14 protein-coding genes are annotated in these 24,125 nt (G+C 53.8%); 9 read left to right on the top strand and 5 right to left on the bottom strand.

What is annotated here, in order from left to right:
- Nucleotides 1-21: 21 nt before the first annotated feature.
- From OK023_RS12845 to OK023_RS12830, 4 genes are all read left to right on the top strand, one after another.
- Nucleotides 22-798 carry an SDR family oxidoreductase gene (locus OK023_RS12845; RefSeq protein ID WP_317693116.1) on the top strand — a complete coding sequence of 259 codons (777 nt, stop codon included), beginning with the start codon at nt 22-24 and terminating at the stop codon, nt 796-798.
- Nucleotides 799-889: 91 nt separating this feature from the next.
- Entirely contained in the window at nt 890-1,744 is an 855-nt protein-coding gene (locus tag OK023_RS12840) for a co-chaperone YbbN (RefSeq protein ID WP_317693114.1), read from the top strand.
- Between the two features lie 428 nt (nt 1,745-2,172).
- A complete protein-coding gene (locus OK023_RS12835) occupies nt 2,173-3,081 on the top strand; it encodes an SPFH domain-containing protein (RefSeq protein ID WP_317693112.1) in 909 nt (302 codons plus the stop codon).
- A gap of 2 nt (nt 3,082-3,083) precedes the next feature.
- Complete coding sequence (locus OK023_RS12830; protein WP_317693110.1) at nt 3,084-3,545, top strand: NfeD family protein; 462 nt, start codon at nt 3,084-3,086, stop codon at nt 3,543-3,545.
- Here the strand turns inward: OK023_RS12830 and cueR are convergent.
- Nucleotides 3,542-3,943: a Cu(I)-responsive transcriptional regulator gene (gene cueR / locus OK023_RS12825; protein WP_317693108.1), complete on the bottom strand. Its 402-nt coding sequence runs from the start codon at nt 3,941-3,943 to the stop codon at nt 3,542-3,544. The two genes, OK023_RS12830 and cueR, sit on opposite strands and share 4 nt — an antisense overlap.
- Nucleotides 3,944-4,050: 107 nt before the next feature.
- Here cueR and copA point away from each other — a divergent pair, with 107 nt between their 5' ends.
- The 4 genes from copA to OK023_RS12805 all read left to right on the top strand — a co-directional run bounded on the left by copA (nt 4,051) and on the right by OK023_RS12805 (nt 8,826).
- Complete coding sequence (copA, locus tag OK023_RS12820) at nt 4,051-6,759, top strand: copper-exporting P-type ATPase CopA (protein WP_317693106.1); 2,709 nt, start codon at nt 4,051-4,053, stop codon at nt 6,757-6,759.
- A gap of 163 nt (nt 6,760-6,922) precedes the next feature.
- The gene (locus tag OK023_RS12815) at nt 6,923-7,729 is read left to right on the top strand and encodes a TraB/GumN family protein (protein ID WP_317697690.1); all 807 of its coding nucleotides are present in this window, start codon (nt 6,923-6,925) and stop codon (nt 7,727-7,729) included.
- A 185-nt stretch (nt 7,730-7,914) separates the two neighbouring features.
- Complete coding sequence (gene ybaK / locus OK023_RS12810; RefSeq protein WP_317693105.1) at nt 7,915-8,394, top strand: Cys-tRNA(Pro)/Cys-tRNA(Cys) deacylase YbaK; 480 nt, start codon at nt 7,915-7,917, stop codon at nt 8,392-8,394.
- A 189-nt stretch (nt 8,395-8,583) separates the two neighbouring features.
- The gene (locus OK023_RS12805) at nt 8,584-8,826 is read left to right on the top strand and encodes a DinI family protein (RefSeq protein WP_317693103.1); all 243 of its coding nucleotides are present in this window, start codon (nt 8,584-8,586) and stop codon (nt 8,824-8,826) included.
- A 136-nt stretch (nt 8,827-8,962) separates the two neighbouring features.
- Here the strand turns inward: OK023_RS12805 and ompX are convergent, their stop codons facing one another.
- Both ompX and OK023_RS12795 read right to left on the bottom strand, forming a co-directional pair.
- Nucleotides 8,963-9,481, bottom strand: a complete 519-nt coding sequence (gene ompX, locus OK023_RS12800; protein WP_317693101.1) for an outer membrane protein OmpX — start codon at nt 9,479-9,481, stop codon at nt 8,963-8,965.
- Between the two features lie 370 nt (nt 9,482-9,851).
- Nucleotides 9,852-10,340, bottom strand: coding sequence for a YbaK/prolyl-tRNA synthetase associated domain-containing protein (locus OK023_RS12795; protein ID WP_317693100.1), 489 nt, complete (start codon nt 10,338-10,340; stop codon nt 9,852-9,854).
- Nucleotides 10,341-10,495: 155 nt separating this feature from the next.
- On the opposite strand from OK023_RS12795, the gene OK023_RS12790 reads away from it, so the two are divergent.
- Nucleotides 10,496-11,458 carry a DMT family transporter gene (locus tag OK023_RS12790; protein ID WP_317693099.1) on the top strand — a complete coding sequence of 321 codons (963 nt, stop codon included), beginning with the start codon at nt 10,496-10,498 and terminating at the stop codon, nt 11,456-11,458.
- Nucleotides 11,459-11,683: 225 nt separating this feature from the next.
- Here the strand turns inward: OK023_RS12790 and OK023_RS12785 are convergent, their stop codons facing one another.
- Together OK023_RS12785 and OK023_RS12780 are read right to left on the bottom strand one after the other, a co-directional pair.
- Nucleotides 11,684-11,899, bottom strand: a complete 216-nt coding sequence (locus tag OK023_RS12785) for a hypothetical protein (RefSeq protein ID WP_317693098.1) — start codon at nt 11,897-11,899, stop codon at nt 11,684-11,686.
- A gap of 316 nt (nt 11,900-12,215) precedes the next feature.
- Nucleotides 12,216-24,047, bottom strand: coding sequence for an Ig-like domain-containing protein (locus OK023_RS12780; protein WP_317693097.1), 11,832 nt, complete (start codon nt 24,045-24,047; stop codon nt 12,216-12,218).
- Nucleotides 24,048-24,125: the final 78 nt, after the last annotated feature.

Raw genomic sequence — 24,125 nt, 5'->3', positions numbered from 1 at the left:
GGCTGCCTAGTAGGTAAAGTTATGCAAAAAACGGTGTTAATAACAGGCTGTTCGAGCGGGATTGGATTTATTGCAGCGCAGGATCTGCGCAACCGGGGCTATCGCGTCCTGGCCGCCTGCCGTAAACCCGAAGATGTAGAGCGCATGAACCAACTCGGGCTGGAAGGCATAGAACTGGATTTAGACGACAGCACCAGCGTAGAGCGCGCCGCCGCGCAGGTTATTGCGCTGACCAATGGTCGTCTGTATGGCCTATTCAACAATGCCGGTTTCGGTGTTTATGGTCCGCTCAGTTCTATTTCACGCCAACAGCTTGAGCGGCAGTTCTCCGCCAATCTGTTTGGTACCCATCAGTTGACACAGTTGTTGCTGCCCGCCATGCTGCCACACGGCGAAGGCCGGATCATTCAGACCAGCTCTGTCATGGGGTTGATCTCCAGTGCTGGACGTGGTGCCTATGCCGCCAGTAAGTTTGCTCTGGAAGCTTGGTCGGACGCGCTGCGTATGGAGTTGTACGGTACGGGTATTCAAGTCAGCCTGATCGAACCCGGCCCACTAACTACCCACTTTACTCAAAACGTCGATCAGGCACAGAGCGATAAACCAGTACGTAATCCCAGCATAGCCAAGCGTTTGACGCTGTCTGCTGAAGCGGTATTGCCCAAACTGCTGCACGCGCTGGAAAGCCGAAGGGCTAAACTGCGCTATCCGGTAACTTTGCTAGCCCACGCGATGGGGATTTTGCGTCGTTTGTTGCCGGGCAGGGCGCTAGACTGGTTAATGCGCAGTAATGGTTAAGTTAGCCGGGGCAAGGGTTGAAGTGTGCCCATTTGTCCCCCATTTAGGCTGTATTCCTTAATTGCACCGCAAGATCAGATAGAGAGAAATCATGCTAGTTCAAGCTGTTGTTGATATTAACGAAACTAACCTGCACCAGACACTGGAACAGTCCATGTCTATCCCAGTGTTGTTCTATTTCTGGTCTGAACGCAGCCAACATTGCCTGCAACTCACTCCGATATTGGACAAGCTGGCGGCAGAATACGCGGGGCAGTTCGTCCTGGCAAAGGTGGACTGTGATGCGGAACAGATGATCGCCTCCCAATTCGGGCTGCGTTCTATCCCTACCGTTTATTTGTTCAAAGATGGGCAGCCGGTTGATGGTTTCCAAGGGCCACAGCCGGAAGAGATGATCCGTGAGCTCCTACAACGCTTCCTGCCCAAAGCGGAAGATTTGAAGCTGGCAGAAGCGACTGAATTGCTTGCAGAAGAACGCGTAATGGATGCATTGCCTTTGTTGAAAGAGGCTTGGCAACTTAGCAACCAGCGTAGCGATATCGGTCTGGTACTCGCTGAAACGCAAATCGCCCTGAACAAAACAGAAGATGCTGAAACGGTGTTGAGCAAGATCCCATTACAGGATCGCGATACCCGTTATCAAGGCTTGGTCGCACAGATTGAGCTGTTGAAACAGGCCGCCGATACGCCAGAAATCCAGCAATTGCAGCAACACGTCCAGCAACAGCCAGAAAACGTTGAACTCGCCGTGCAACTTGCCTTGCAGCTGCATCAGGTAGGCCGGAACGAAGAGGCTATGGAACTGTTGATGGGGCATCTTAAGAAGGATTTAGCCGCGTCAAATGGCAACGCGCGCAAAACGCTGATGGACATCTTGGCCGCACTGGGTACCGGTGATGCATTGGCAGCCAAGTATCGTCGGCAGCTCTATTCCTTGCTTTACTAGGCTGTTTCCTTTAATTGCTTTTGGTGCTGCAACAGCACCAAAAGCCTGCCATCAAATCAGGAGCGCAACCGCATGGGGTACGCTCGGCTCTACGTGATTGCTGACGCCCAATTTTTCTGCCAGTGCCTAGGCTGTGTCCCTTAACTGTACGCGAGCGCCGCTGGCATCGGCTTTTTGCCACGTACACTCTGTCAGCCCTACTTGGATAGTGGAGAATTGTTGCAAAAGAAGCCGCAACATTCGCGGTATCTGTCACTGGCTTGGTCGAGCCACCGTAGTGGAGAAGTGGTGAAAAGCATCATTGCGCTGTTCCAGAACCATGACCCCCTGATAAATGAATTTCTTTTACGCCTGGATTAGGTTGGAAATTAGGCTTTCCTTCAGTGCTGTCGTAATATCTATTAATTCATCTGATAGGAGTTTATGTCATGTTTACTATTGTACCTATTGTGATCGTTGTTGCGCTGATCGTTGTTTTTAGCAGCATAAAAATTGTGCCGCAGGGCTACCAATGGACGGTTGAGCGCTTTGGCCGATATACCAAAACACTGATGCCAGGTTTAAGTATCATTGTTCCATTCATAGATCGCATTGGAAGAAAAATCAATATGATGGAGCAGGTGCTGGATATTCCCTCCCAAGAGATTATTTCCCGCGATAACGCCAACGTGGCAATTGATGCCGTCTGCTTTATTCAGGTTGTCGATCCGGCACGCGCTGCTTATGAGGTGAGTAACCTCGAGTCGGCAATCGTTAATCTGACCATGACCAACTTCCGTACTGTGCTCGGTTCAATGGAGCTTGACGAAATGCTCTCGCAACGTGACAGTATCAACAGCCGTTTACTGCATATCGTTGATGAAGCCACTAACCCTTGGGGAGTGAAGATCACCCGTATTGAAATCCGTGACGTTCGTCCACCAGTGGAGCTGGTTGCATCGATGAACGCGCAAATGAAAGCAGAGCGAACCAAACGTGCAGACATTCTGGAAGCAGAAGGGGTACGCCAGGCAGCAATCCTGCGTGCTGAAGGTGAGAAACAGTCTCAGATATTGAAAGCTGAGGGGGAACGTCAATCCGCGTTCCTGCAGGCTGAAGCGCGTGAGCGTGCTGCTGAGGCCGAAGCCCGAGCAACTCAGTTGGTTTCTGACGCTATTGCTAGCGGTAATATCCAAGCCATAAACTACTTCGTCGCACAGAAATATACCGATGCGTTGCAGCAGATCGGTTCTGCTGATAACAGCAAAGTCATCATGATGCCGCTGGATGCCAGTAGTTTGATGGGGGCCATTGGTGGTATTAGTGAATTGCTGAAAAAAGCAGGTAAAGGCGAGTAATCATGCTTGAGCAAATTGCAGCAAATCCCTACTGGTTTTGGATCACTCTGGGTGGGTTGCTGCTGGCAGCAGAAATGCTGGGTGCCGGTGGTTATCTGCTGTGGAGCGGCATTTCAGCCGTGGTTGTTGGCCTTCTTGTCTGGTTGATCCCGCAGCTAGACTGGGAATGGCAAGGGGCTATCTTTGCCATTATCACTATCGCTGTGGCTTACCTGTGGTGGTATTGGTTGCGTCAACGGCCAGCGGCTGCAACCAGCGGTTCGCAAGTTCTCAACCAGCGCAACCGTCAGTTGATTGGTATGCGTGCCACACTAACGGAACCAATGCAAAACGGCTTTGGGCGGGTGAATATCGGTGACAGCAGTTGGCGTGCTCAGGCCAACGAGGATTTACCCGTTGGCACCGAAGTTGAAGTCGTGTCTGTCGAAGGCGTCACGCTTTTGATCCGCGCTATTAAACGTTAAGGCTTATGGCAGCACCTTGCCAGGTTATTGATGATTGGGCAGTCTGCACCTTCATCACCTGGGCACTGTTCTGCCAGTGCCAACAACCATCGGCGCATCTCATTCAGTTCACTGATGTGTTTTTCAATATCAATTACTTTCTGCAGTGTACGTGCCTTAACATCGGCACTATGGCGAGCCGGATCGTTGAATAGCGCAACCAGTTCACGGCATTCATCAAGGTTGAATCCCACCTGCCGAGCTTGACGCAACAACGTCAATTCCTCGATATGCCTGGTGCTGTAGCTGCGGTAGCCGTTATCCCTACGGATTGGTGCGGTGACCAAGCCTTTCTCTTCATAGAAGCGGATAGCTTTGCTGGTCAATCCAGTTTTCTTGGCAACGTCGCTGATATTCAATTTCACTCCTTGACCTTCCCCTTGCAGGAAGGTTTAACCTCATTCTTAATGAAAATAACCAAGTTGGTCAAGCCTTAAACAACTGCCATTTTTGCGAGGGAATAACCATGTCACAAACTACCGTGCTTGTACTACAGGGGCTTTCCTGTATGAACTGCGCACAGCGGGTGAAAAAAGCACTTGAGAGCCGCGATGATGTTGAACAGGCAGACGTCAACACCCGCTATGCAAAAATTACCGGAGAGGCCCCAGTCCCTGAACTGATTGATAGTGTTATTGCCGCGGGTTATCAAGCCGAAGTTGCAACACAGGCAGACACAGAGTTACAACTTTCAGGCCTTTCCTGTATGCATTGTGTGGGGACTGCTCGCAAGGCACTGGAGGCCGTACCGGGCGTGATCGCCGCGGAGGTTACGCTCGACGGTGCAAAAATTTATGGTGAAGCGGTATCCGAACAGTTGATTGCTGCTGTGGAAAACGCGGGTTTTCACGCTAGCCAAGCTGCAACAGACCACCACCCAAAAAATGAGCCGCTGATTGAATCTGCCCCAGCGTTGCCGGAATCTCAGGCAGCGGCTTACTCTTCTCTTCCGGCTACCGATTCTGATGACGCCAGTATACAGTTATTACTGAGTGGCATGACCTGTGCCAGTTGTGTCAGTAAGGTCCAGGCAGCGATACAAAGCGTCTCTGGCGTTGAGATTGTGCAGGTGAATCTGGCGCAACGCAGTGCGCTGGTTACCGGAAATGTGGCACCACAAGCGCTGGTAGCGGCAGTAGAAAAAGCCGGTTATGGTGCTGAAATCATCCAGGATGAGACAGAACGCCGTGAACGGCAGCAGCAGACAGCTCAAGCTGCTATGAAACGCTTCCGTTGGCAGTCTGCATTAGGCCTGGCTCTCGGTATTCCACTGATGGCATGGGGGGTGTTCGGTGGCAGTATGACGTTGACGCCAGAAAACCAACACTCTTGGCTAATGGTTGGCATTCTGACTCTGGCAGTCATGGTAGTGGCTGGGGGGCACTTTTACCGTAACGCTTGGCGCGCACTGATGAACGGCAGTGCCACTATGGACACCTTGGTTGCTTTAGGCACCGGAGCCGCTTGGCTATATTCCATAAGCGTAAATATCTGGCCCAATACCTTTCCGATGGAAGCGCGGCATCTCTATTACGAAGCTAGCGCGATGATCATCGGCCTGATTAATCTTGGTCATGCTATGGAACAGCGTGCGCGCCAGCGCTCTTCTCAGGCGCTGGAGAGGTTATTGGATCTTACGCCGCCAACTGCCAGATTAGTCACTGATCAAGGCGAGAAGAGTATTCCGCTGGCAGAAGTGCGGCTGGGTATGATACTGCGCCTAACCACTGGCGATCGTATTCCTGTTGACGGAGTAATCGTTCAGGGCGAGGTCTGGATCGATGAAGCCATGTTGACCGGCGAAGCCGTACCACAACAGAAAAGCCTAGGGAATACGATCCACGCGGGTACGGTGGTGGAAGACGGTACAGTCCTGTTCCGCGCGGCTGCGGTAGGCACTAAAACTACACTGGCACGCATTATTAAACTGGTACGTCAGGCACAAAGCAGTAAACCGGTTATTGGTCAGTTGGCAGATAACATCTCCGCGGTGTTTGTCCCCGTTGTTGTTGCTATTGCTTTATTCAGTGCGGCTACCTGGTACTTTTTTGGCCCGCAACCACAGTTGGTTTATACGTTGGTGATTGCCACAACGGTGCTGATTATTGCTTGCCCTTGTGCCTTGGGATTAGCAACCCCTATGTCGATAATTTCTGGCGTTGGCCGTGCTGCAGAGCTAGGTGTGTTGGTACGTGACGCTGATGCGCTGCAACAGGCCAGTAATCTCGACACTCTGGTGTTCGATAAGACCGGTACGCTGACCGAAGGCCAACCGAAGGTGGTGGAAGTCGTTACCTTCAACGAAGTAGATGAACATCAGGCACTGCGTTGGGCTGCAGCGTTGGAGCAAGGTGCGAATCATCCCTTAGCGAGGGCCATCGTCGATCATGTCGAAGGCCAGGTGTTGCCACAGGTAGAACAGTTTCGCACGCTGCGCGGTAGTGGCGTCAGCGGGGAAGTTGAAGGTGTGCGTCTGTTGCTGGGGAATATCAGGTTAATGCAAGAAAACCAGATAGCGACTTTGGCATTTGAAAAGCAGATACAGCAGCAGGCTGAGCGGGGTATTACGCCGGTGCTTCTGGCTGCCAATGGAAAACCCGCTGCGTTGATAGCCGTTCGCGATCCTCTGCGTACTGACAGTGTAAACGCATTACGGCGTCTGCGTCGGCAAGGTTACCAGTTGGTGATGTTAACGGGTGATAATCCGGTGACAGCCAATGCGATTGCTAAAGAAGCTGGTATTGATCGTGTTATCGCGGGCGTCTTGCCAGAGGGTAAAGCACAAGCTATCAAGCAGTTGCAGACACAAGGTCACCGCGTGGCAATGATCGGTGATGGTATCAACGATGCTCCGGCGTTAGCACAGGCTGATGTGGGTATCGCCATGGGGAGTGGGAGTGACATCGCGATTGAAACAGCCCCTATTACACTGATGCGCCACAGCCTAAACGGAGTGGCGGATGCGCTGGCCATATCGAAGGCAACCCTGCGTAATATGAAGCAGAACCTATTGGGCGCTTTTATCTACAATGCGCTTGGTATTCCCATTGCCGCTGGCGTGTTGTACCCGCTGACCGGTTCATTACTCAGCCCGGTCGTTGCAGGCGCGGCGATGGCGCTTTCATCCATTACGGTGGTCAGCAATGCTAATCGGTTACTGGGTTATGTTCCTTAATTGCTGCGATGTTCGAAAAAGCGTCAAGCTCCGGTTTACTTTAAGCTCATTCTGAGCCGTTGGGTGCTTCCCTGTGCTGCAGTTAGCGTTTAGCATGGTCAGAACGCCGTCCATGGCAGAGCGCGATCCGCACGCTGTCGAGAATAATTTGGAGCTACGTTGTATGGGTCGATTGTTACGCCGTCTTGCCGCATTTCTCGGCATTATTTCCCCGATGAGTTACGCCTATCCGGCGCTGGATATTTCTCTACCAGGGGAACGGCAGCTTCATTTGGTCGGCAGTATTCATATGGGAACTAGCGATATGGCTCCGCTCCCTGAGCGATTGATAGCACGCTTGCGCCAAGCTGACGCACTGATAGTCGAAGCCGATATCACAACTTCCTCTTCGCCATTTGGCCAAAATGACGTCCAACTTGCTCTAGAACAACGCCTTTCGCAACAGGAATTCCAACGTTTACAAGAGTTATGCGAAGAACTGAGGACAGATATAGAGATATTTTCTATTTTACCCGGCTGGCAAGTCGCTCTGATGATGCAAGCCCAGCAGGCACAACGACTTGGATTGCGAGCAGAGTACGGCATTGATTACCAGTTGTTGCAAACGGCTAGGGCATTGAATATGCCAGTGATTGAGCTGGAAGGTGCAGCTGAGCAGTTGGATATGTTGGAACAACTACCTGAAGGTGGCATAGCCCTGCTGCATGACACGCTTGAGCACTGGAACACTAATGCTCGCCTGCTACAAACCATGGTGAGCTGGTGGTTACACGCCAAGCCGAATTCGGCGTTGGAGACACTGCCTAATACTTTTAGCGCCGAACTTTATGATTTATTGATGCACCGCCGTAATCGTCACTGGCAGCAAAAACTGGCGTCGTTACCGCCGGGTAATTATGTGGTTGCTGTTGGCGCATTGCACCTGTATGGAGAAGGCAATCTACCCGACCTGTTACAGGCGCAACAGTAAAGAAGTGGCCAGGCGTGTGCCCTGCGACTGGGGTTATTTGAGTGCACCGCTTATGCTCAAATGACCGCCAGCGGCACTCGCGTCTCATTAAGGAAAACAGCCTGATACAGGTTGCTAATTCGTTTACATTTTTGTAGTTTTGTTGCCTCCAATGACAATTTTCTACCTGATTGGAAAACAGCTTTATGACGCCCGCAGTTCTCCTACTTGAAAAGCACAACGTGGCATTCACTTTACATCCCTATCATCATGACAGTGACGAAACCCATTTCGGCGATGAAGCGGTGAAAAAACTTGGGCTTAATGCTGACCAAGTCTATAAAACGCTTCTGGTTTCTCTCAATGGTGATGTGAAAAATCTGGCGGTAGCGGTAACCCCGGTGGCTACGCAGTTGGATTTGAAGAAAGTCGCTAAAGCACTCGGTGCTAAAAAGGCTGAAATGGCCGATCCCATGATAGCTCAACGAGTTACCGGGTATCTGGTAGGAGGCATTAGCCCACTAGGGCAAAAGAAGCGTTTGCCAACCGTGATTGATGCTCCTGCACAGCAATTCGCCGCCATTTATGTTTCCGGTGGCAAACGTGGCTTGGATATCGAACTCACTCCTGGCGATTTATGTCGTTTGCTATCCGCGAGCTTTGCTGAGATTGCCAAACGAGATTGAGCTTGTTAGCACTCTGCTGTTGCTGCCCGCTGTCACTGATCCCATCGAGTGGTATCACAGATGAGTCCCCAGCGTAATTTGATAAAAAGATTAAATCATTTTAAAACAAATGGTTAAAAAATAGTTTTGCAGAAGCTTTTTTCTTTGCTTTATACTGTACGTATAAACAGTTAAAGCGTGAGGGGAAACATGTTTGTAGAGTTGGTATTTGACAAACGCAATGTGGCAGGGATACCCGATGCCGCGGAGATCATCAAAGCGGAACTGACAAAACGCGTACATCGCATTTTTCCTGACGCGGATGTTCGTGTAAAACCGATGCAAGCTAATAACATTAATACCGATGCCAGTAAAAGTGATAAAGAGAAGTTAAACCGAATGCTTGAGGAAATGTTCGAAGAAGCCGATCAGTGGCTGGTTACCGATATCTGAGAGTAAAAGGGGGAGGCTGTTTTCCCCACTGGCACGCAGCGGCTATTTTGCCGCAAAAAAATCCGCCCTGATGAAGGCGGATTTTTTGAGTATGGTAACAAAAGCCACCAACTCATAAGCGAAGTATGGCGAAATCTTAGAAGCGGTAACCTACACCCACGTTCCAGATGCCAATGGTAACGTCGCGGATTCGGCTTTTTTCATAGCCTACGTCCAGTGCTACCTGTTGGATCGGGTTGAACTGCAGGCCTGTACCATACACAAAGCCATAGCCGGTGTCGGTATGGTCGCTATAAATATTTTTTTGAGAACCAGTGAATCTGCCATAGCCGACACCGATCACGCCATAGACACTTGCCCAGTCGTTGATGCGGTAAGTTGGGCCAGCTGTAACGCCGTTATACTGCGCTTTGTCGTATAATTCGTTACCAGAGTCACTTTGTTTTAGATAGGTGTAAGAACCGATCACACCCAGTTGACTATTGTCGAATTCGTAACGGTACTTCAGGTTGAAACCATCGGCTTTGTTTACAACGCCTTGAAAATCACCCATAGCATAACCGGCAGATATTGTGTTATCACCGGCAAATGCTGTACCCGCGCACACTGCTAATACGCAACCTGCTACTGCTGAAAGACATGTTATTTTTTTCATAAATACCTCAAACACGTTTTATTATAAAAACACATTCGTTTGGTAATACATTAAAAATATAGCAGCCAGCGTTTAAGGCCGTCTTTTATTCGTCAAATAAAACCCAATATCATGTAACAAAATATTACATATGCATTTTTCTATCCAAATCCTTTCAAAATGCTGGCAGGTAGTAACTGCGAACTCTTCTAGGGGCTTTCAAGCCAATAGCTGCATCGAGCAACGTCCAATGCGGTTCTAAAAGCGACCGTTGAGCGCAGGGATGCGCGATACCAGCCCCCAGGGAGGGGGCACGGCGTGTCGGCGTTCCTCATCATTCCGACCTGCCAGAAGCATGATGTGTCGCGGTATTAAGAACACCTATTTAGTATTAAGTCAGGCGAATAAATTTTATCAATTGAGGTCGGGCAATTCGCTGATAATCATGGGCATTCAGAATTACTGACCGCTCTAGCATACCTGCGTTAAATGCCAATTCATCATAGCGTTGAAACAGCAACGGGTCGGCAACCAACAGTAAGTCCGGGTGGAAGCTGAACGGTGGAATAGCGCCAAATACGCAATCGGTGAGAGTAGTAACTTCGACAGGGCTTGCCAGCGAAGCACGAGTCCCACCGATGCTGTTGGCGAGTATCGCGAGATCGGCCTGCTGATCTGCGGGCAATACGGCGAGAACATACTGCTTAATGGCATTGCCTTTAACATGACACACTAACGCTTTTGCACCTTGCCCTAACTGGGTGCCGCGTATTGTGGCAACGTCTTGAGATTTTCCTGCCTTGGAGTGCTCAACTACCCGATAGCGTGCTTGTTTTTCATCTAGAAGGGCGGTTAAACGAGCAAAGGTTGCACACGACACGTAGGGTTTTCCTTGGTCTATTGGTGTTATTAGCTCTCATACCATAGTACGACACTGTGTTTGAAAAACTACCTGGTTCTTTTAACGGTAGCAATTTTTTTGTTTTACCAGATAATAGTTTTTTGAAACGGCAGTTCGTTTTTAGAGGAACAGGTGTGAAAACTGACGAGTCTCTTTTCTCTCAGAGAAAATTCGTGTGGGTGTGTGCTACGTTCTGTTGTTTGCTGTGGGGTAGTGCGTATCCGGCAATTAAAAACGGCTATGAAATCTTTCAGATCTCTACAGACAATCTTCCGGATAAGATTATTTTTGCCGGTTATCGCTTTGTTATAGCTGGGGGATTTCTGCTGCTGTTTGCCTTTTGGCAGGGTAAGTCTATAGCAAGGTTGTCACGGCACCAATATTTGCAGCTTATTGTTCTGGGGATAACCCAAACGGCGTTGCAATACACCTTCTTTTATATCGGTCTGGCCTTCACTACCGGGGTAAAAGGGGCGATCATGAATGCAACCGGTACTTTTTTCAGCGTGCTTTTGGCGCATTTTATTTATAAAAATGACCGTTTGAGTATCAATAAGATCGTCGGTTGTGTACTGGGTTTCATCGGGGTGATGGTGGTGAACTTTAACAGTCAATCGATGGACTTTGGTTTCAGCTGGTTAGGGGATGGTTTCGTGGTGTTGGCCGCGTTTATCCTTTCTGCTTCGTCCTTATATGGCAAACGTATTTCGCAAACAATCGATCCAACGATCATGACCGGCTGGCAATTGGCATTAGGAGGTGTGGTGCTTACATTAGGGGGCTATTGGTCAGGAGGAACGCTGGTTTTTCATGGCTGGCAATCGATCGCGAATATGGGTTATTTAGCATTGTTGTCATCGGTGGCTTTCGCACTCTGGAGTCTATTGCTGAAATATAATCGGGTAGGAATGGTTGCCCCTTTTAACTTCTTGGTCCCGGTTTCAGGCGCGGTACTCTCGGCTATTTTTTTACAGGAAAGCATTGCTGAATGGCGTTATGCGATGGCCTTGGCACTGGTATGTTTGGGTATCTGGTGGGTAAACGTGGTGCGCAACGAAAAACGTAAAGACTTACGGAAGGATAACGTTGTTCTTTGAAAAAATGTTTTCCACCGGTTTTATCGTTTTTCCAGTATGCATTGACGTGACTAGAAGCGGTGAACGATCTCCGGTATGTGGGGGCCATTGGCACAGCAGATACTGGATTAATCAGGATAGTGCGCCGTGGTGTACTTGGCGTACGTGGGCAGATCGATAAGAGGGTAAGTGCGAGAGGAAATACTTACGCAACATTGGGTTGCAACATTGCGCAAGTTGCCTAATCTACTTTTTTCTCTCTTTCTCTACCGCAGTTTGAATGGCATCGGCAAGGGAGGAGACGTACTTTTCCGCTGTTTTCAGTTGGTATTCTACACCGTTGCCATCGTTGGTATCAGACAACGTGGCTTTCAATAGCTCTAGTGCTGCTTGCACAGCCAGCAACCTGCGTTTTTGCTCTTCTGTCGTGTTGGGGGCAGAACCAAAATAGTTTTCTAACATAGTTATTCTCCTTAACTAAAGCTACCAAAATGGCAGACGGCAATGATTACATAGGGGAAAGACTTGGTTTTTTCAAGGCATTTCTTACACCAGAGGACATGACACCGTTTCTGTATGTGCTGCTAATTCAAATAAATACTGAAATAACCGATAAGTAGGCGACACTACGCAGTGCCGCCTACCTTGGGCCGTAGCTTCGGCGCATGAACCCAAACGGCGAACCGATACTACATGAAGCAGAACCCGTTATCTTCATCAATGCAGCGGCCGTGCCGTTATGGGTATCCATGCATCATCATCGTAGAAAATTACCCCCCTATTGTTTTTTCCAGACGGTACCATCATAGATGAATACATAAGTGGTATTGGTCTTTATGGTTAAGTCCGTTGCCATATCAGTATTCGTTTTACTCAGAATGGAATCATACGTTGCCTTAGATGTGACAGTGATTTTATTACCGGCCACTCCATTGTTTGGCAATGTAAGATCCTTGAACCAGTTAGCATTTGCTGTTGAATAATAAACCTCGTCATAGCCCGCAGGGATATTGCCACTTCCATAAGCATTTGGCGTCGTGGTTAATACATAAGGTGCGAAGGTCACATCTTCATAATCCGAGGTGGTGCCCGCTGTTGGCGACGTTACCGTCGCAGTAATTCTAAATACACCTGCCTTGGTATTGGCAAATTCCAGTTGTGCCACGCCGTCGATACCAGTGGCGACCTTCTTGTTATTGACGGTGCCTGCAAGCGTTGCTTCCGGTGTGGTAAAGGTGACTTCAACTCCCGACACGGGATTATTATTTGCGTCAAGGATTTTGGCCTGTACCTTGTTTTTGGCGGTGTTATTGGCCACCTGATTGTTCGTCAGCGAGGTCAATCCAGTGGCGATGATTTTCGCGGTGCTTGCATCGCCAATAAAGGTCGCTTTGGTGGTGGCCTGTCTGCTGCTGTTATTAGTCAACACCGCGGTGACAGTAAAGGTCTCTGCCTTTGTACTCTTAAAGCTTGCGGTTACCTTGCCTTCTACGTCTGTCTCCCCGAGGCTTTGTGTCGAAAGCTCGACACCGGAGGTGTCACCCTTGACGGTAAAGGTGACCGTCTGGCTTGGCAACGGATTATTATTCTCATCTAGCAGTGTTAACACCACTTCGTGTTCAGCGACGTTATTCGCGACCTGATTATCTTGGCTCTTAAGTACCAGAGCACCGTTCATCTTCACGGTGGAAATATCTGCCTTGAAGGTAGTGGTTACTGTTTGAGAGTTTCCATTGATAGTTGCCGTAACGTTGGCGTTACCCGCTTTAGTATTCGTAAGGGTGATACGAGCCTTCCCTTCGCTATCTGTGGTGGCTTCTCCATTATTGGCAAAAATAGCGCCATCGTTAGATGTGAACCTAACAGTTTCATTAGGGACGACTACGCCGTTTTTATCGGTAACAAAAACTTCTACCTGGTTAGGTGTAAAACCATTGGCGAGCTGGTTATCAGTAATGATACTCAAAGCACCACTCTCAATTGTCGCGCTAGCTATGTCGGCTTTAAGAGGGGGACTGAGTAAACAGCTAACATTGTAGCCCTTCTCATTACCCGTAGAGTTATAGCTCGCAGTACCTCTATCCATGTATACGTAATAGTACTGGCCCGATGGGGATTTTACCGATGAACGATAAACTTGATTATTAATTAGCCATCCATTAACAGAGTTCAGTTTGCCTGAGGGGTAAGCGTTATATAAATTTATTAATTGATTGCTGGTTGGCAGGGTACACATATTGCTAGCTTGACTATGAGTAAACATTCCCCAGGTTTCGTTATCAACGGTTAAAGTAGAGAAGGCATCAGGTTTCTCTGCTGCAAGATATGGACGTTGGAAGATGCTACCAGATGCTGTTAGCGTATTTGGCATATGGCCCCACATATTTGCCAGAGGGGTATCGGGACTTTTTACCGTGGTAAAACGCACAAAGCCCATGTCTCTTGGTGCTCCTACATCAGGTACGACTCTGATATAGGTATCGACCCCTTGGCCATCAGGTGAGGTAATGGTTAGGGTGAGATCGCCTTGCTCATTTGTTTTGCCCTGGAAGGTGGAGATCTCGGTATCGTTGAGTAATATTCCACCATCATTACTAAACGTATTCCCTTGTCGGTTCTGTGTTTTGATCACTTCAAAAGTAACGACTCTATTCTGAGCAAGTTCGTTCTTGTCTTTGATCGTATTGGTAATACCCGATAATGTTAAGGTGATTTTATCTCCCACTTTTGCCATGTTAGAGGCATATCCGCTGGTTGAAGTCGACCATTGTGGAGTCACTAGAGCAAGGTTTAACGGTGCAGCAGCAAATGTACTCATAGCAGTGACTGTGCTGGTTTTACCGTTAACGGTTATTGAGGCGGTAATATTCTGCTTACCGGCGATCAGGCTGGTAAAATCTAATTGCGCTACGCCGTACTCATTAGTGGTCACTTGCCCACTAATGGTGTTATCCGTATCACTGCTAAAGGTCACAGTAACATTCGGAACAGCATTATTATTTTCATCGAGCAGCGTCACTTGGGCGATGTTGTTGTCGCCAACGATGCTGTTATCCAGTGTCAGTTGCAATGCACTGGCGTTATTGCCGGCACCCAATATCGCCGTGTTGGCATCTCCCACAAAGGTCAGTTCTACGCTGGCATCTTTGCTGCCCACTTCAGTGGTAATGGTGATCGTCCCCGCTTTGCTGCTGGTGGTATTTTCCGCCGGCAGGGTGGCGATGCCGTTGTCATCGGTCTTGACCACCACATCGGTGGTGGTGCCGTTGGCATCGGTGACTTTAAAGGTGACTTCAAAATCCGGTACCGGGTTGCCGTTGGCGTCGACCACCGGCAAGGTAACGGTATTGCTGGTTTGGCCATCTGCCGGGGTATTGCCGTTGTTGGCGGCGGTGAGGCTGTTGTCGGCAATGGTGGCGGTGCTGCTGTCGGCGACAAAGTTGAGCGTGACGCTGGCGTCTTTGCCGTCGATCTGGGTGCTGATGGTGACGTTACCGGCCTTGCTGCTGGTGGTATTTTCCGCCGGCAGGGTGGCGATGCCGTTGGCATCGGTCTTGACCACCACATCGGTGGTGGTGCCGTTGGCATCGGTGACTTTAAAGGTGACTTCGAAGTCCGGTACCGGGTTGCCGTTGGCATCCACCACCGGCAGGGTAACGGTATTGCTGGTTTCGCCGTCGGCCGGGGTATTGCCGCTGTTGGCGGCGGTGAGGCTGTTGTCGGCAATGGTGGCGGTGCTGCTGTCAGCGACAAAGTTGAGCGTGACGCTGGCGTCTTTGCCATCGATCTGGGTGCTGATGGTGACGTTACCGGCCTTGCTGCTGGTGGTATTTTCCGCCGGCAGGGTGGCGATGCCGTTGGCATCGGTCTTGACCACCACATCGGTGGTGGTGCCGTTGGCATCGATGACTTTAAAGGTGACCTCGAAGTCCGGTACCGGGTTGCCGTTGGCGTCGACCACCGGCAGGGTAACGGTATTGCTGGTTTGTCCATCCGCTGGGGTACTGCCGCTGTTGGTGGCGGTCAGGCTGTTGTCGGCAATGGTGGTGGTGCTGCTGTCGGCGACAAAGCTGAGTGTGACGCTGGCGTCTTTGCCATCGATCTGGGTGCTGATGGTGACGTTACCGGCCTTGCTGCTGGTGGTATTTTCCGCCGGCAGGGTGGCGATGCCGTTGGCATCGGTCTTGACCACCACATCGGTGGTGGTGCCGTTGGCATCGATGACTTTAAAGGTGACCTCGAAGTCCGGTACCGGGTTGCCGTTGGCGTCGACCACCGGCAGGGTAACGGTATTGCTGGTTTGGCCATCCGCTGGGGTACTGCCGCTGTTGGTGGCGGTCAGGCTGTTGTCGGCAATGGTGGCGGTGCTACTGTCGGCGACAAAGCTGAGCGTGACGCTGGCGTCTTTGCCATCGATCTGGGTGCTGATGGTGACGTTACCGGCCTTGCTGCTGGTGGTATTTTCCGCCGGCAGGGTGGCGATGCCGTTGGCATCGGTCTTGACCACCACATCGGTGGTGGTGCCGTTGGCATCGATGACTTTAAAGGTGACCTCGAAGTCCGGTACCGGGTTGCCGTTGGCGTCGACCACCGGCAGGGTAACGGTATTGCGGGTTTGGCCATCCGCTGGGGTACTGCCGCTGTTGGTGGCGGTCAGGCTGTTGTCGGCAATGGTGGCGGTGCTGCTGTCAGCGACAAAGCTGAGTGTGACGCTGGCGTCTTTGCCATCGATCTGGGTGCTGATGGTGACGTTACCGGCCTTGCTGCTGGTGGTATTTTCCGCCGGCAGGGTGGCGATGCCGTTGGCATCGGTCTTGACCACCACATCGGTGGTGGTGCCGTTGGCATCGATGACTTTAAAGGTGACTTCAAAATCCGGTACCGGGTTGCCGTTGGCATCCACCACCGGCAGGGTAACGGTATTGCGGGTTTGGCCATCCGCTGGGGTATTGCCGCTGTTGGTGGCGGTCAGGCTGTTGTCGGCAATGGTGGCGGTGCTACTGTCGGCGACAAAGCTGAGCGTGACGCTGGCGTCTTTGCCATCGATCTGGGTGCTGATGGTGACGTTACCGGCCTTGCTGCTGGTGGTATTTTCCGCCGGCAGGGTGGCGATGCCGTTGGCATCGGTCTTGACCACCACATCGGTGGTGGTGCCGTTGGCATCGATGACTTTAAAGGTGACCTCGAAGTCCGGTACCGGGTTGCCGTTGGCGTCGACCACCGGCAGGGTAACGGTATTGCTGGTTTGGCCATCCGCTGGGGTATTGCCGCTGTTGGTGGCGGTCAGGCTGTTGTCGGCAATGGTGGCGGTGCTGCTGTCAGCGATAAAGTCAAGTTCGACGCTGACGTCTTTACCGCCGACGTTGGTGGTCACGGTGACGGTGCCGGCCTGTTCACTGGTGACCGGCAGGGTGGCGATCCCTTCCTCATCGGTCTTCGCAACAAACGTAATTTTATTCCCTTTGGTGTCTGTGACGGTAAAGGTAACGTCAAAATCCGGTACCGGGTTGCCGTTGGCATCGACCACCGGCAGGGTAACGGTATTACTGGTCTGGCCATCGGCGACGGTAGTGCCAGCGTTGCCGGCTTTGAGGGTACCGTCTGCCACGGTGGCGGTGCTGCCGTCGGCAGTAAAGTCAATGCCGACGCTGACGTCTTTACCACCGACGTTGGTGGTCACGGTGACGGTACCGGCCTGTTCACTGGTGACCGGCAGGGTGGCGATACCGTTCTGGTCAGTTTTCACCGTGACGGTGCTGTCGCTGCCGTCCGGCTGGGTCACGGTAAAGGTGACCTCGAAGTCCGGTACCGGGTTGCCGTTGGCGTCGACCACCGGCAGGGTGACCGGGTTGCTGGCTTTGCCGTCGGCGACGGTACTGCCGACGTTGCCGGCTTTAAGCGCATCGTCGGCTACGGTGGCGGTGCTGCCGTCGGCCACAAAGTCGATGCCGACGCTGAGGTCTTTGCCGCCGACGTTGGTGGTGACGGTGACGGTACCGGCCTGTTCACTGGTGACCGGCAGGGTGGCGATACCGTTCTGGTCAGTTTTCACCGTGACGGTGCTGTCGCTGCCGTCCGGCTGGGTCACGGTAAAGGTGACCTCGTAGTCCGGTAGCGGGTTGCCGTTGGCATCCACCACCGGCAGGGTAACCGGGTTGCTGGCTTTGCCGTCGGCGACGGTGCTGCCGGCGTTGCCGGCTTTGAGCGCATCGTCGGCTACGGTGGCGGTGCTGCCGTCGGCGATAAAGTCGATGCCGACGCTGACGTCTTTACCGCCGACGTTGGTGGTGACGGTGACGGTACCGGCCTGTTCACTGGTGACCGGCAGGGTGGCGATACCGTTGGCGTCGGTTTTCACCGTGACGGTGCTGTCGCTGCCGTCCGGTTGGGTCACGGTAAAGGTGACCTCGTAGTCCGGTAGCGGGTTGCCGTTGGCATCGACCACCGGCAGGGTGACCGGATTAGTGGCCTTGCCATCGGCGACGGTAGTGCCGGTGTTGCCGGCGGTGAGGCTGTTGTCGGTCACGGTGGCGGTGCTGCCGTCGGCGATAAAGTCAATGCCGACGCTGACGTCTTTACCGCCGACGTTGGCGGTAACGGTAACGGTGCCGGCCTGTTCACTGGTGACCGGCAGGGTGGCGATACCGTTCTGGTCGGTTTTCACCGTGACGGTGCTGTCGCTGCCGTCCGGTTGGGTCACGGTAAAGGTGACCTCGTAGTCCGGTAGCGGGTTGCCGTTGGCATCGACCACCGGCAGGGTGACCGGGTTAGTGGCCTTGCCGTCGGCGACGGTAGTGCCAGCGTTGCCGGCTTTAAGCGCAGCGTCGGTCACGGTGGCGGTGCTGCCGTCGGCAGTAAAGTCAATGCCGACGCTGACGTCTTTACCACCGACGTTGGTGGTCACGGTGACGGTGCCGGCCTGTTCACTGGTGACCGGTAGAGTGGCGATCCCGTTGGCGTCGGTTTTCACCGTGACGGTGCTGTCGCTGCCGTCCGGCTGGGTCACGGTAAAGGTGACCTCAAAATCCGGCACCGGGTTGCCGTTGGCATCCACCACCGGCAGGGTGACCGGGTTAGTGGCCTTGCCGTCGGCGACGGTGCTGCCGGTGTTGCCTGCGGTGAGGCTGTTGTCGGTCACGGTGGCGGTGCTGCCGTCGGCGATAAAGTCGATGCCGACGCTGACGTCTTTACCGCCGACATTGGTGGTGACGGTGACGGTACCGGCCTGTTCACTGGTGATCGGCAGGGTGGCAATGCCGTTCTGGTCGGTTTTCACCGTGACGTTGGTTTCGCTGCCGTCCGGCTGGGTCACGGTAAAGGTGACCTCAAAGTCCGGTACCGGGTTGCCGTTGGCATCGACCACCGGCAGGGTGACCGGGTTAGTGGCCTTGCCGTCGGCGACGGTGCTGCCGGTGTTGCCTGCGGTGAGGCTGTTGTCGGTCACGGTGGCGGTGCTGCCGTCGGCGATAAAGTCGATGCCGACGCTGAGGTCTTTACCGCCGACGTTGGTGGTGACGGTGACGGTACCGGCCTGTTCACTGGTGACCGGCAGGGTGGCGATCCCGTTGGTGTCGGTTTTCACCGTGACGTTGGTTTCGCTGCCGTCCGGCTGGGTCACGGTAAAGGTGACCTCAAAATCCGGCACCGGGTTGCCGTTGGCATCCACCACCGGCAGGGTGACCGGGTTAGTGGCCTTGCCGTCGGCGACGGTGCTGCCGGTGTTGCCTGCGGTGAGGCTGTTGTCGGTCACGGTGGCGGTGCTGCCGTCGGCGATAAAGTCGATGCCGACGCTGACGTCTTTACCGCCGACATTGGTGGTGACGGTGACGGTACCGGCCTGTTCACTGGTGATCGGCAGGGTGGCAATGCCGTTCTGGTCGGTTTTCACCGTGACGTTGGTTTCGCTGCCGTCCGGCTGGGTCACGGTAAAGGTGACCTCAAAGTCCGGTACCGGGTTGCCGTTGGCATCGACCACCGGCAGGGTGACCGGGTTAGTGGCCTTGCCGTCGGCGACGGTGCTGCCGGTGTTGCCTGCGGTGAGGCTGTTGTCGGTCACGGTGGCGGTGCTGCCGTCGGCGATAAAGTCGATGCCGACGCTGAGGTCTTTACCGCCGACGTTGGTGGTCACGGTGACGGTACCGGCCTGTTCACTGGTGACCGGCAGGGTGGCGATCCCGTTGGTGTCGGTTTTCACCGTGACGTTGGTTTCGCTGCCGTCCGGCTGGGTCACGGTAAAGGTGACCTCAAAATCCGGTACCGGGTTGCCGTTGGCATCGAACACCGGCAGGGTAACCGGGTTGCTGGCCTGGCCGTCGGCGACGGTGCTGCCGGTGTTGCCGGCTTTGAGGGTACCGTCGGTCACGGTGGCGGTGCTGCCGTCGGCAGTAAAGTCAATGCCGACGCTGACGTCTTTGCCGCCGACGTTGGTGGTCACGGTGACGGTACCGGCCTGTTCACTGGTGACCGGCAGGGTGGCAATGCCGTTCTGGTCGGTTTTCACCGTGACATTGGTTTCGCTGCCGTCCGGCTGGGTCACGGTAAAGGTGACCTCGAAGTCCGGTACCGGGTTGCCGTTGGCATCGACCACCGGCAGGGTGACCGGGTTAGTGGCCTTGCCGTCGGCGACGGTGCTGCCGGTGTTGCCTGCGGTGAGGCTGTTGTCGGTCACGGTGGCGGTGCTGCCGTCGGCGATAAAGTCGATGCCGACGCTGACGTCTTTACCGCCGACGTTGGTGGTCACGGTGACGGTGCCGGCCTGTTCACTGGTGACCGGCAGGGTGGCAATGCCGTTCTGGTCGGTTTTCACCGTGACGTTGGTTTCGCTGCCGTCCGGCTGGGTCACGGTAAAGGTGACCTCAAAATCCGGTACTGGGTTGCCGTTGGCATCGACCACCGGCAGGGTGACCGGGTTGCTGGCCTTGCCGTCGGCGACGGTGCTGCCGGTGTTGCCGGCTTTGAGGGTACCGTCGGTCACGGTGGCGGTGCTGTCGTCGGCGATAAAGTCGATGCCGACGCTGACGTCTTTGCCGCCGACGTTGGTGGTCACGGTGACGGTGCCGGCCTGTTCACTGGTGACCGGCAGGGTAGCCATCCCGTTGGCGTCGGTTTTCACCGTGACGGTGCTGTCGCTGCCGTCCGGCTGGGTCACGGTAAAGGTGACCTCGAAGTCCGGTACCGGGTTGCCGTTGGCATCGACCACCGGCAGGGTAACCGGGTTGCTGGCCTTGCCGTCGGCGACGGTAGTGCCAGCGTTGCCGGCTTTGAGGGTACCGTCGGTCACGGTGGCGGTGCTGCCGTCGGCAGTAAAGTCAATGCCGACGCTGACGTCTTTACCGCCGACGTTGGTGGTGACGGTGACGGTACCGGCCTGTTCACTGGTGACCGGCAGGGTGGCAATGCCGTTCTGGTCGGTTTTCACCGTGACGTTGGTTTCGCTGCCGTCCGGCTGGGTCACGGTAAAGGTGACCCCAAAGTCCGGTACCGGGTTGCCGTTGGCATCGACCACCGGCAGGGTGACCGGGTTAGTGGCCTTGCCGTCGGCCACGGTGCTGCCGGCGTTGCCGGCTTTGAGGCTGTTGTCGGCCACAGTGGCGGTGCTGCCGTCGGCCACAAAGTCAATGCCGACGCTGACGTCTTTACCACCGACGTTGGTGGTCACGGTCACGGTGCCGGCCTGTTCACTGGTGACCGGCAGGGTGGCAATGCCGTTCTGGTCGGTTTTCACCGTGACGGTGTTGTCGCTGCCGTCCGGCTGGGTCACGGTAAAGGTGACCTCGAAGTCCGGTACCGGGTTGCCGTTGGCATCGACCACCGGCAGGGTGACCGGGTTAGTGGCTTTGCCGTCGGCGACGGTAGTGCCGACGTTGCCGGCTTTAAGCGCATCGTCGGCTACGGTGGCGGTGCTGTCGTCGGCCACAAAGTCGATGCCGACGCTGACGTCTTTACCGCCGACGTTGGTGGTGACGGTGACGGTACCGGCCTGTTCACTGGTGACCGGTAGGGTGGCGATACCGTTGGCGTCGGTTTTCACCGTGACGGTGCTGTCGCTGCCGTCCGGTTGGGTCACGGTAAAGGTGACCTCGTAGTCCGGTAGCGGGTTGCCGTTGGCATCGACCACCGGCAGGGTGACCGGATTAGTGGCCTTGCCATCGGCGACGGTAGTGCCGGTGTTGCCGGCGGTGAGGCTGTTGTCGGTCACGGTGGCGGTGCTGCCGTCGGCAGTAAAGTCAATGCCGACGCTGACGTCTTTGCCGCCGACGTTGGTGGTCACGGTGACGGTACCGGCCTGTTCACTGGTGACCGGCAGGGTGGCGATACCGTTCTGGTCAGTTTTCACCGTGACGGTGCTGTCGCTGCCGTCCGGTTGGGTCACGGTAAAGGTGACCTCGAAGTCCGGTACCGGGTTGCCGTTGGCATCGACCACCGGCAGGGTGACCGGGTTAGTGGCCTTGCCGTCGGCGACGGTAGTGCCAGCGTTGCCGGCTTTAAGCGCAGCGTCGGTCACGGTGGCGGTGCTGCCGTCGGCAGTAAAGTCAATGCCGACGCTGACGTCTTTACCACCGACGTTGGTGGTAACGGTGACGGTGCCGGCCTGTTCACTGGTGACCGGTAGGGTGGCTATACCGTTCTGGTCAGTTTTCACCGTGACGGTGCTGTCGCTGCCGTCCGGCTGGGTCACGGTAAAGGTGACCTCGAAGTCCGGTAGCGGGTTGCCGTTGGCATCGACCACCGGCAGGGTGACCGGGTTGCTGGTTTTGCCATCGGCCACGGTGCTGCCGCTATTACTGGCGGTAAGAGCGTTGTCGGCAATCGCCGCCTCAGGCAGGCTGGAAACCAGGGTCACTTTGGCATTGGTGTTAGCGAGAGGCGTTCCTTCTACGATAGCCGTCATATTGACGACGCCCATCAGGTTGCCTGCCGTCAATGTGGCCAGGTAAGTACCGGGTTGCTCGGGGGATTCCGTCACGCGACTCAGCGTATATTCTTGTGTCGCAGGGGTAGTTACCGCCGTTACCTTCCCACTGGACTTGCTCTGCTTACTCATCCGTGCGGCACGGGGTGTGACGGGTACCGATTGTTGGGCCTCAAACTCGCCCACCAACTGGATGGATCCTGCAATGCCTGTGACAGGCTGCTGATTCGGATCGCTCAGGGTCAAGACAATCGTAGTATTCGATTGGCTGTCTGCGGGCAGTGTCGTTTGGCTAGACTGCAACGTGGCCTGCATGCCGTCAATCCCATAGCCGGTTACCAAGATCTGCGTCTGGGCCACCTGAGATTTGTTGCCGGCTTTATCGTATACCACCAGGCTGAGTGGGTAACTGTTGTTGCCGCCGGGAATGTAAGCAGGCAGGGTGACCTGCCAGTGACTCCCGCTCCCCGTAACCTTGCCCTTGGCGGCGGCCAACAGGCTGTCATCCCATTCATACCGTGTCACTCCGTTTTTACTGGTGGTTTTAACCTGTAACGAGAGGGTCTGCCCGGCGTTTCCCTGCAATGAGGGGGGCAATGAGACGCTGAGTTGGATTTGTTCCTGATACTGCAACACGATTTCGTTATTACGATCGACCAGATCATAACGGCTCCCTGCCAGGCTGCGTTTGGCCGCCACATTCGAGGCCTGAATCTGTTTTGAGAATGCCGTGCCGAAGGCATAATTAAAGGCAAGATTGAATTGGGTGTCCTGCATCCCTTGAGTGCCTTGTTTATGGTCAACGCCGAATGTCACCAACGGGATGGGGGTGTAGTTGACGCCAAAACTCATGGCATGCGGATTAGATTGGAGTTTGTCTTTGCCAAACAGCCCGACATTCTCACCAAAATACTGTTCGTAGGCCACTTTTGCGCCCAATTGGGGCAGTGCGGGAATGTAACCTTCGGCACGTACGTCAAAACCGCTGGCGGCTTTTTCATTGTATCCGGCGAGGTTTTTAGAATCCTTCCAGCCATCCAGAGCCAAATAGGTGTTGGTTGAGAGCCGCAGGTTATCGCGCATATATTCGGCCCCTAACCCCCCGCGGGAATGCTGCCCCTGAATATCGCGGTCGAGAAACAGGTTATAGCCGAACATCTGGGTGTCAAGGAAATGACGTTTCCCAACCCCCAGGTTCAGGGTGAGGTCGCCATCCGCATCGCTGCGAAGCCCCAACTGGCTGAAGGTCAGGGCGCTTGGGGTATCTTCGAGGGCAAAAAGCGCATCTATCTGGCTGCCGTTGAGCGCTAGGTCATTGTCGAGGTCCAGCTGGACTTTGGCACTGCCGAATTGATTCAACCATTCTTGCACGGCTTCATTGCCCTTGCTGGTCGCGACCCCCCGGGCGAGGTTTTCCGCTGATTGTGTGGCATCGTTGCTGGTGAGTACGTTAGCTAGGCGAGAGGCGGCGGTTGCCGTTGCCTGTTCTCCACGTGAGGCCGTGCGTTTTCTATCGGTGGTTTCGGCCATGACAGCGGGCGTAAATGCGACCCCTAACGGGAACAGAGCCTGTGTGACAATATTGGCCCAGGCTAATGAAACGGACACTTTGGATTTTCTGAAGTTTTTTCTGGTGGACTTGGTTTTTTTGAAGAGTGCTAACGTTTTTTTTGATTTTGGAAAACGACGTTTTTTCATGTGTGTTGTCCCCATTTTCATTAACAGGCATAGCCGTTAACATTCCCTATTAAAATGCTTTGCCGGGATAAGGTATTT

The sequence above is a fragment of the Serratia sp. UGAL515B_01 genome (assembly GCF_033095805.1).
Lineage (GTDB): Bacteria > Pseudomonadota > Gammaproteobacteria > Enterobacterales > Enterobacteriaceae > Chania.
The sequence above is the reverse complement of the archived record's forward strand: the minus strand, read 5'-3'. Positions and strand labels throughout refer to the sequence as shown.

Excerpts from the sequence above, each read along its gene's own strand:
- OK023_RS12845 (WP_317693116.1), top strand. The coding sequence starts at position 22 with ATGCAAAAAACGGTGTTAATAACAGGCTGTTCGAGCGGGATTGGATTT.
- OK023_RS12840 (WP_317693114.1), top strand. The coding sequence starts at position 890 with ATGCTAGTTCAAGCTGTTGTTGATATTAACGAAACTAACCTGCACCAG.
- OK023_RS12835 (WP_317693112.1), top strand. The coding sequence starts at position 2,173 with ATGTTTACTATTGTACCTATTGTGATCGTTGTTGCGCTGATCGTTGTT.
- OK023_RS12830 (WP_317693110.1), top strand. The coding sequence starts at position 3,084 with ATGCTTGAGCAAATTGCAGCAAATCCCTACTGGTTTTGGATCACTCTG.
- copA (WP_317693106.1), top strand. The coding sequence starts at position 4,051 with ATGTCACAAACTACCGTGCTTGTACTACAGGGGCTTTCCTGTATGAAC.
- OK023_RS12815 (WP_317697690.1), top strand. The coding sequence starts at position 6,923 with ATGGGTCGATTGTTACGCCGTCTTGCCGCATTTCTCGGCATTATTTCC.
- ybaK (WP_317693105.1), top strand. The coding sequence starts at position 7,915 with ATGACGCCCGCAGTTCTCCTACTTGAAAAGCACAACGTGGCATTCACT.
- OK023_RS12805 (WP_317693103.1), top strand. The coding sequence starts at position 8,584 with ATGTTTGTAGAGTTGGTATTTGACAAACGCAATGTGGCAGGGATACCC.
- ompX (WP_317693101.1), bottom strand. The coding sequence starts at position 9,481 with ATGAAAAAAATAACATGTCTTTCAGCAGTAGCAGGTTGCGTATTAGCA.
- OK023_RS12785 (WP_317693098.1), bottom strand. The coding sequence starts at position 11,899 with ATGTTAGAAAACTATTTTGGTTCTGCCCCCAACACGACAGAAGAGCAA.
- OK023_RS12780 (WP_317693097.1), bottom strand. The coding sequence starts at position 24,047 with ATGAAAAAACGTCGTTTTCCAAAATCAAAAAAAACGTTAGCACTCTTC.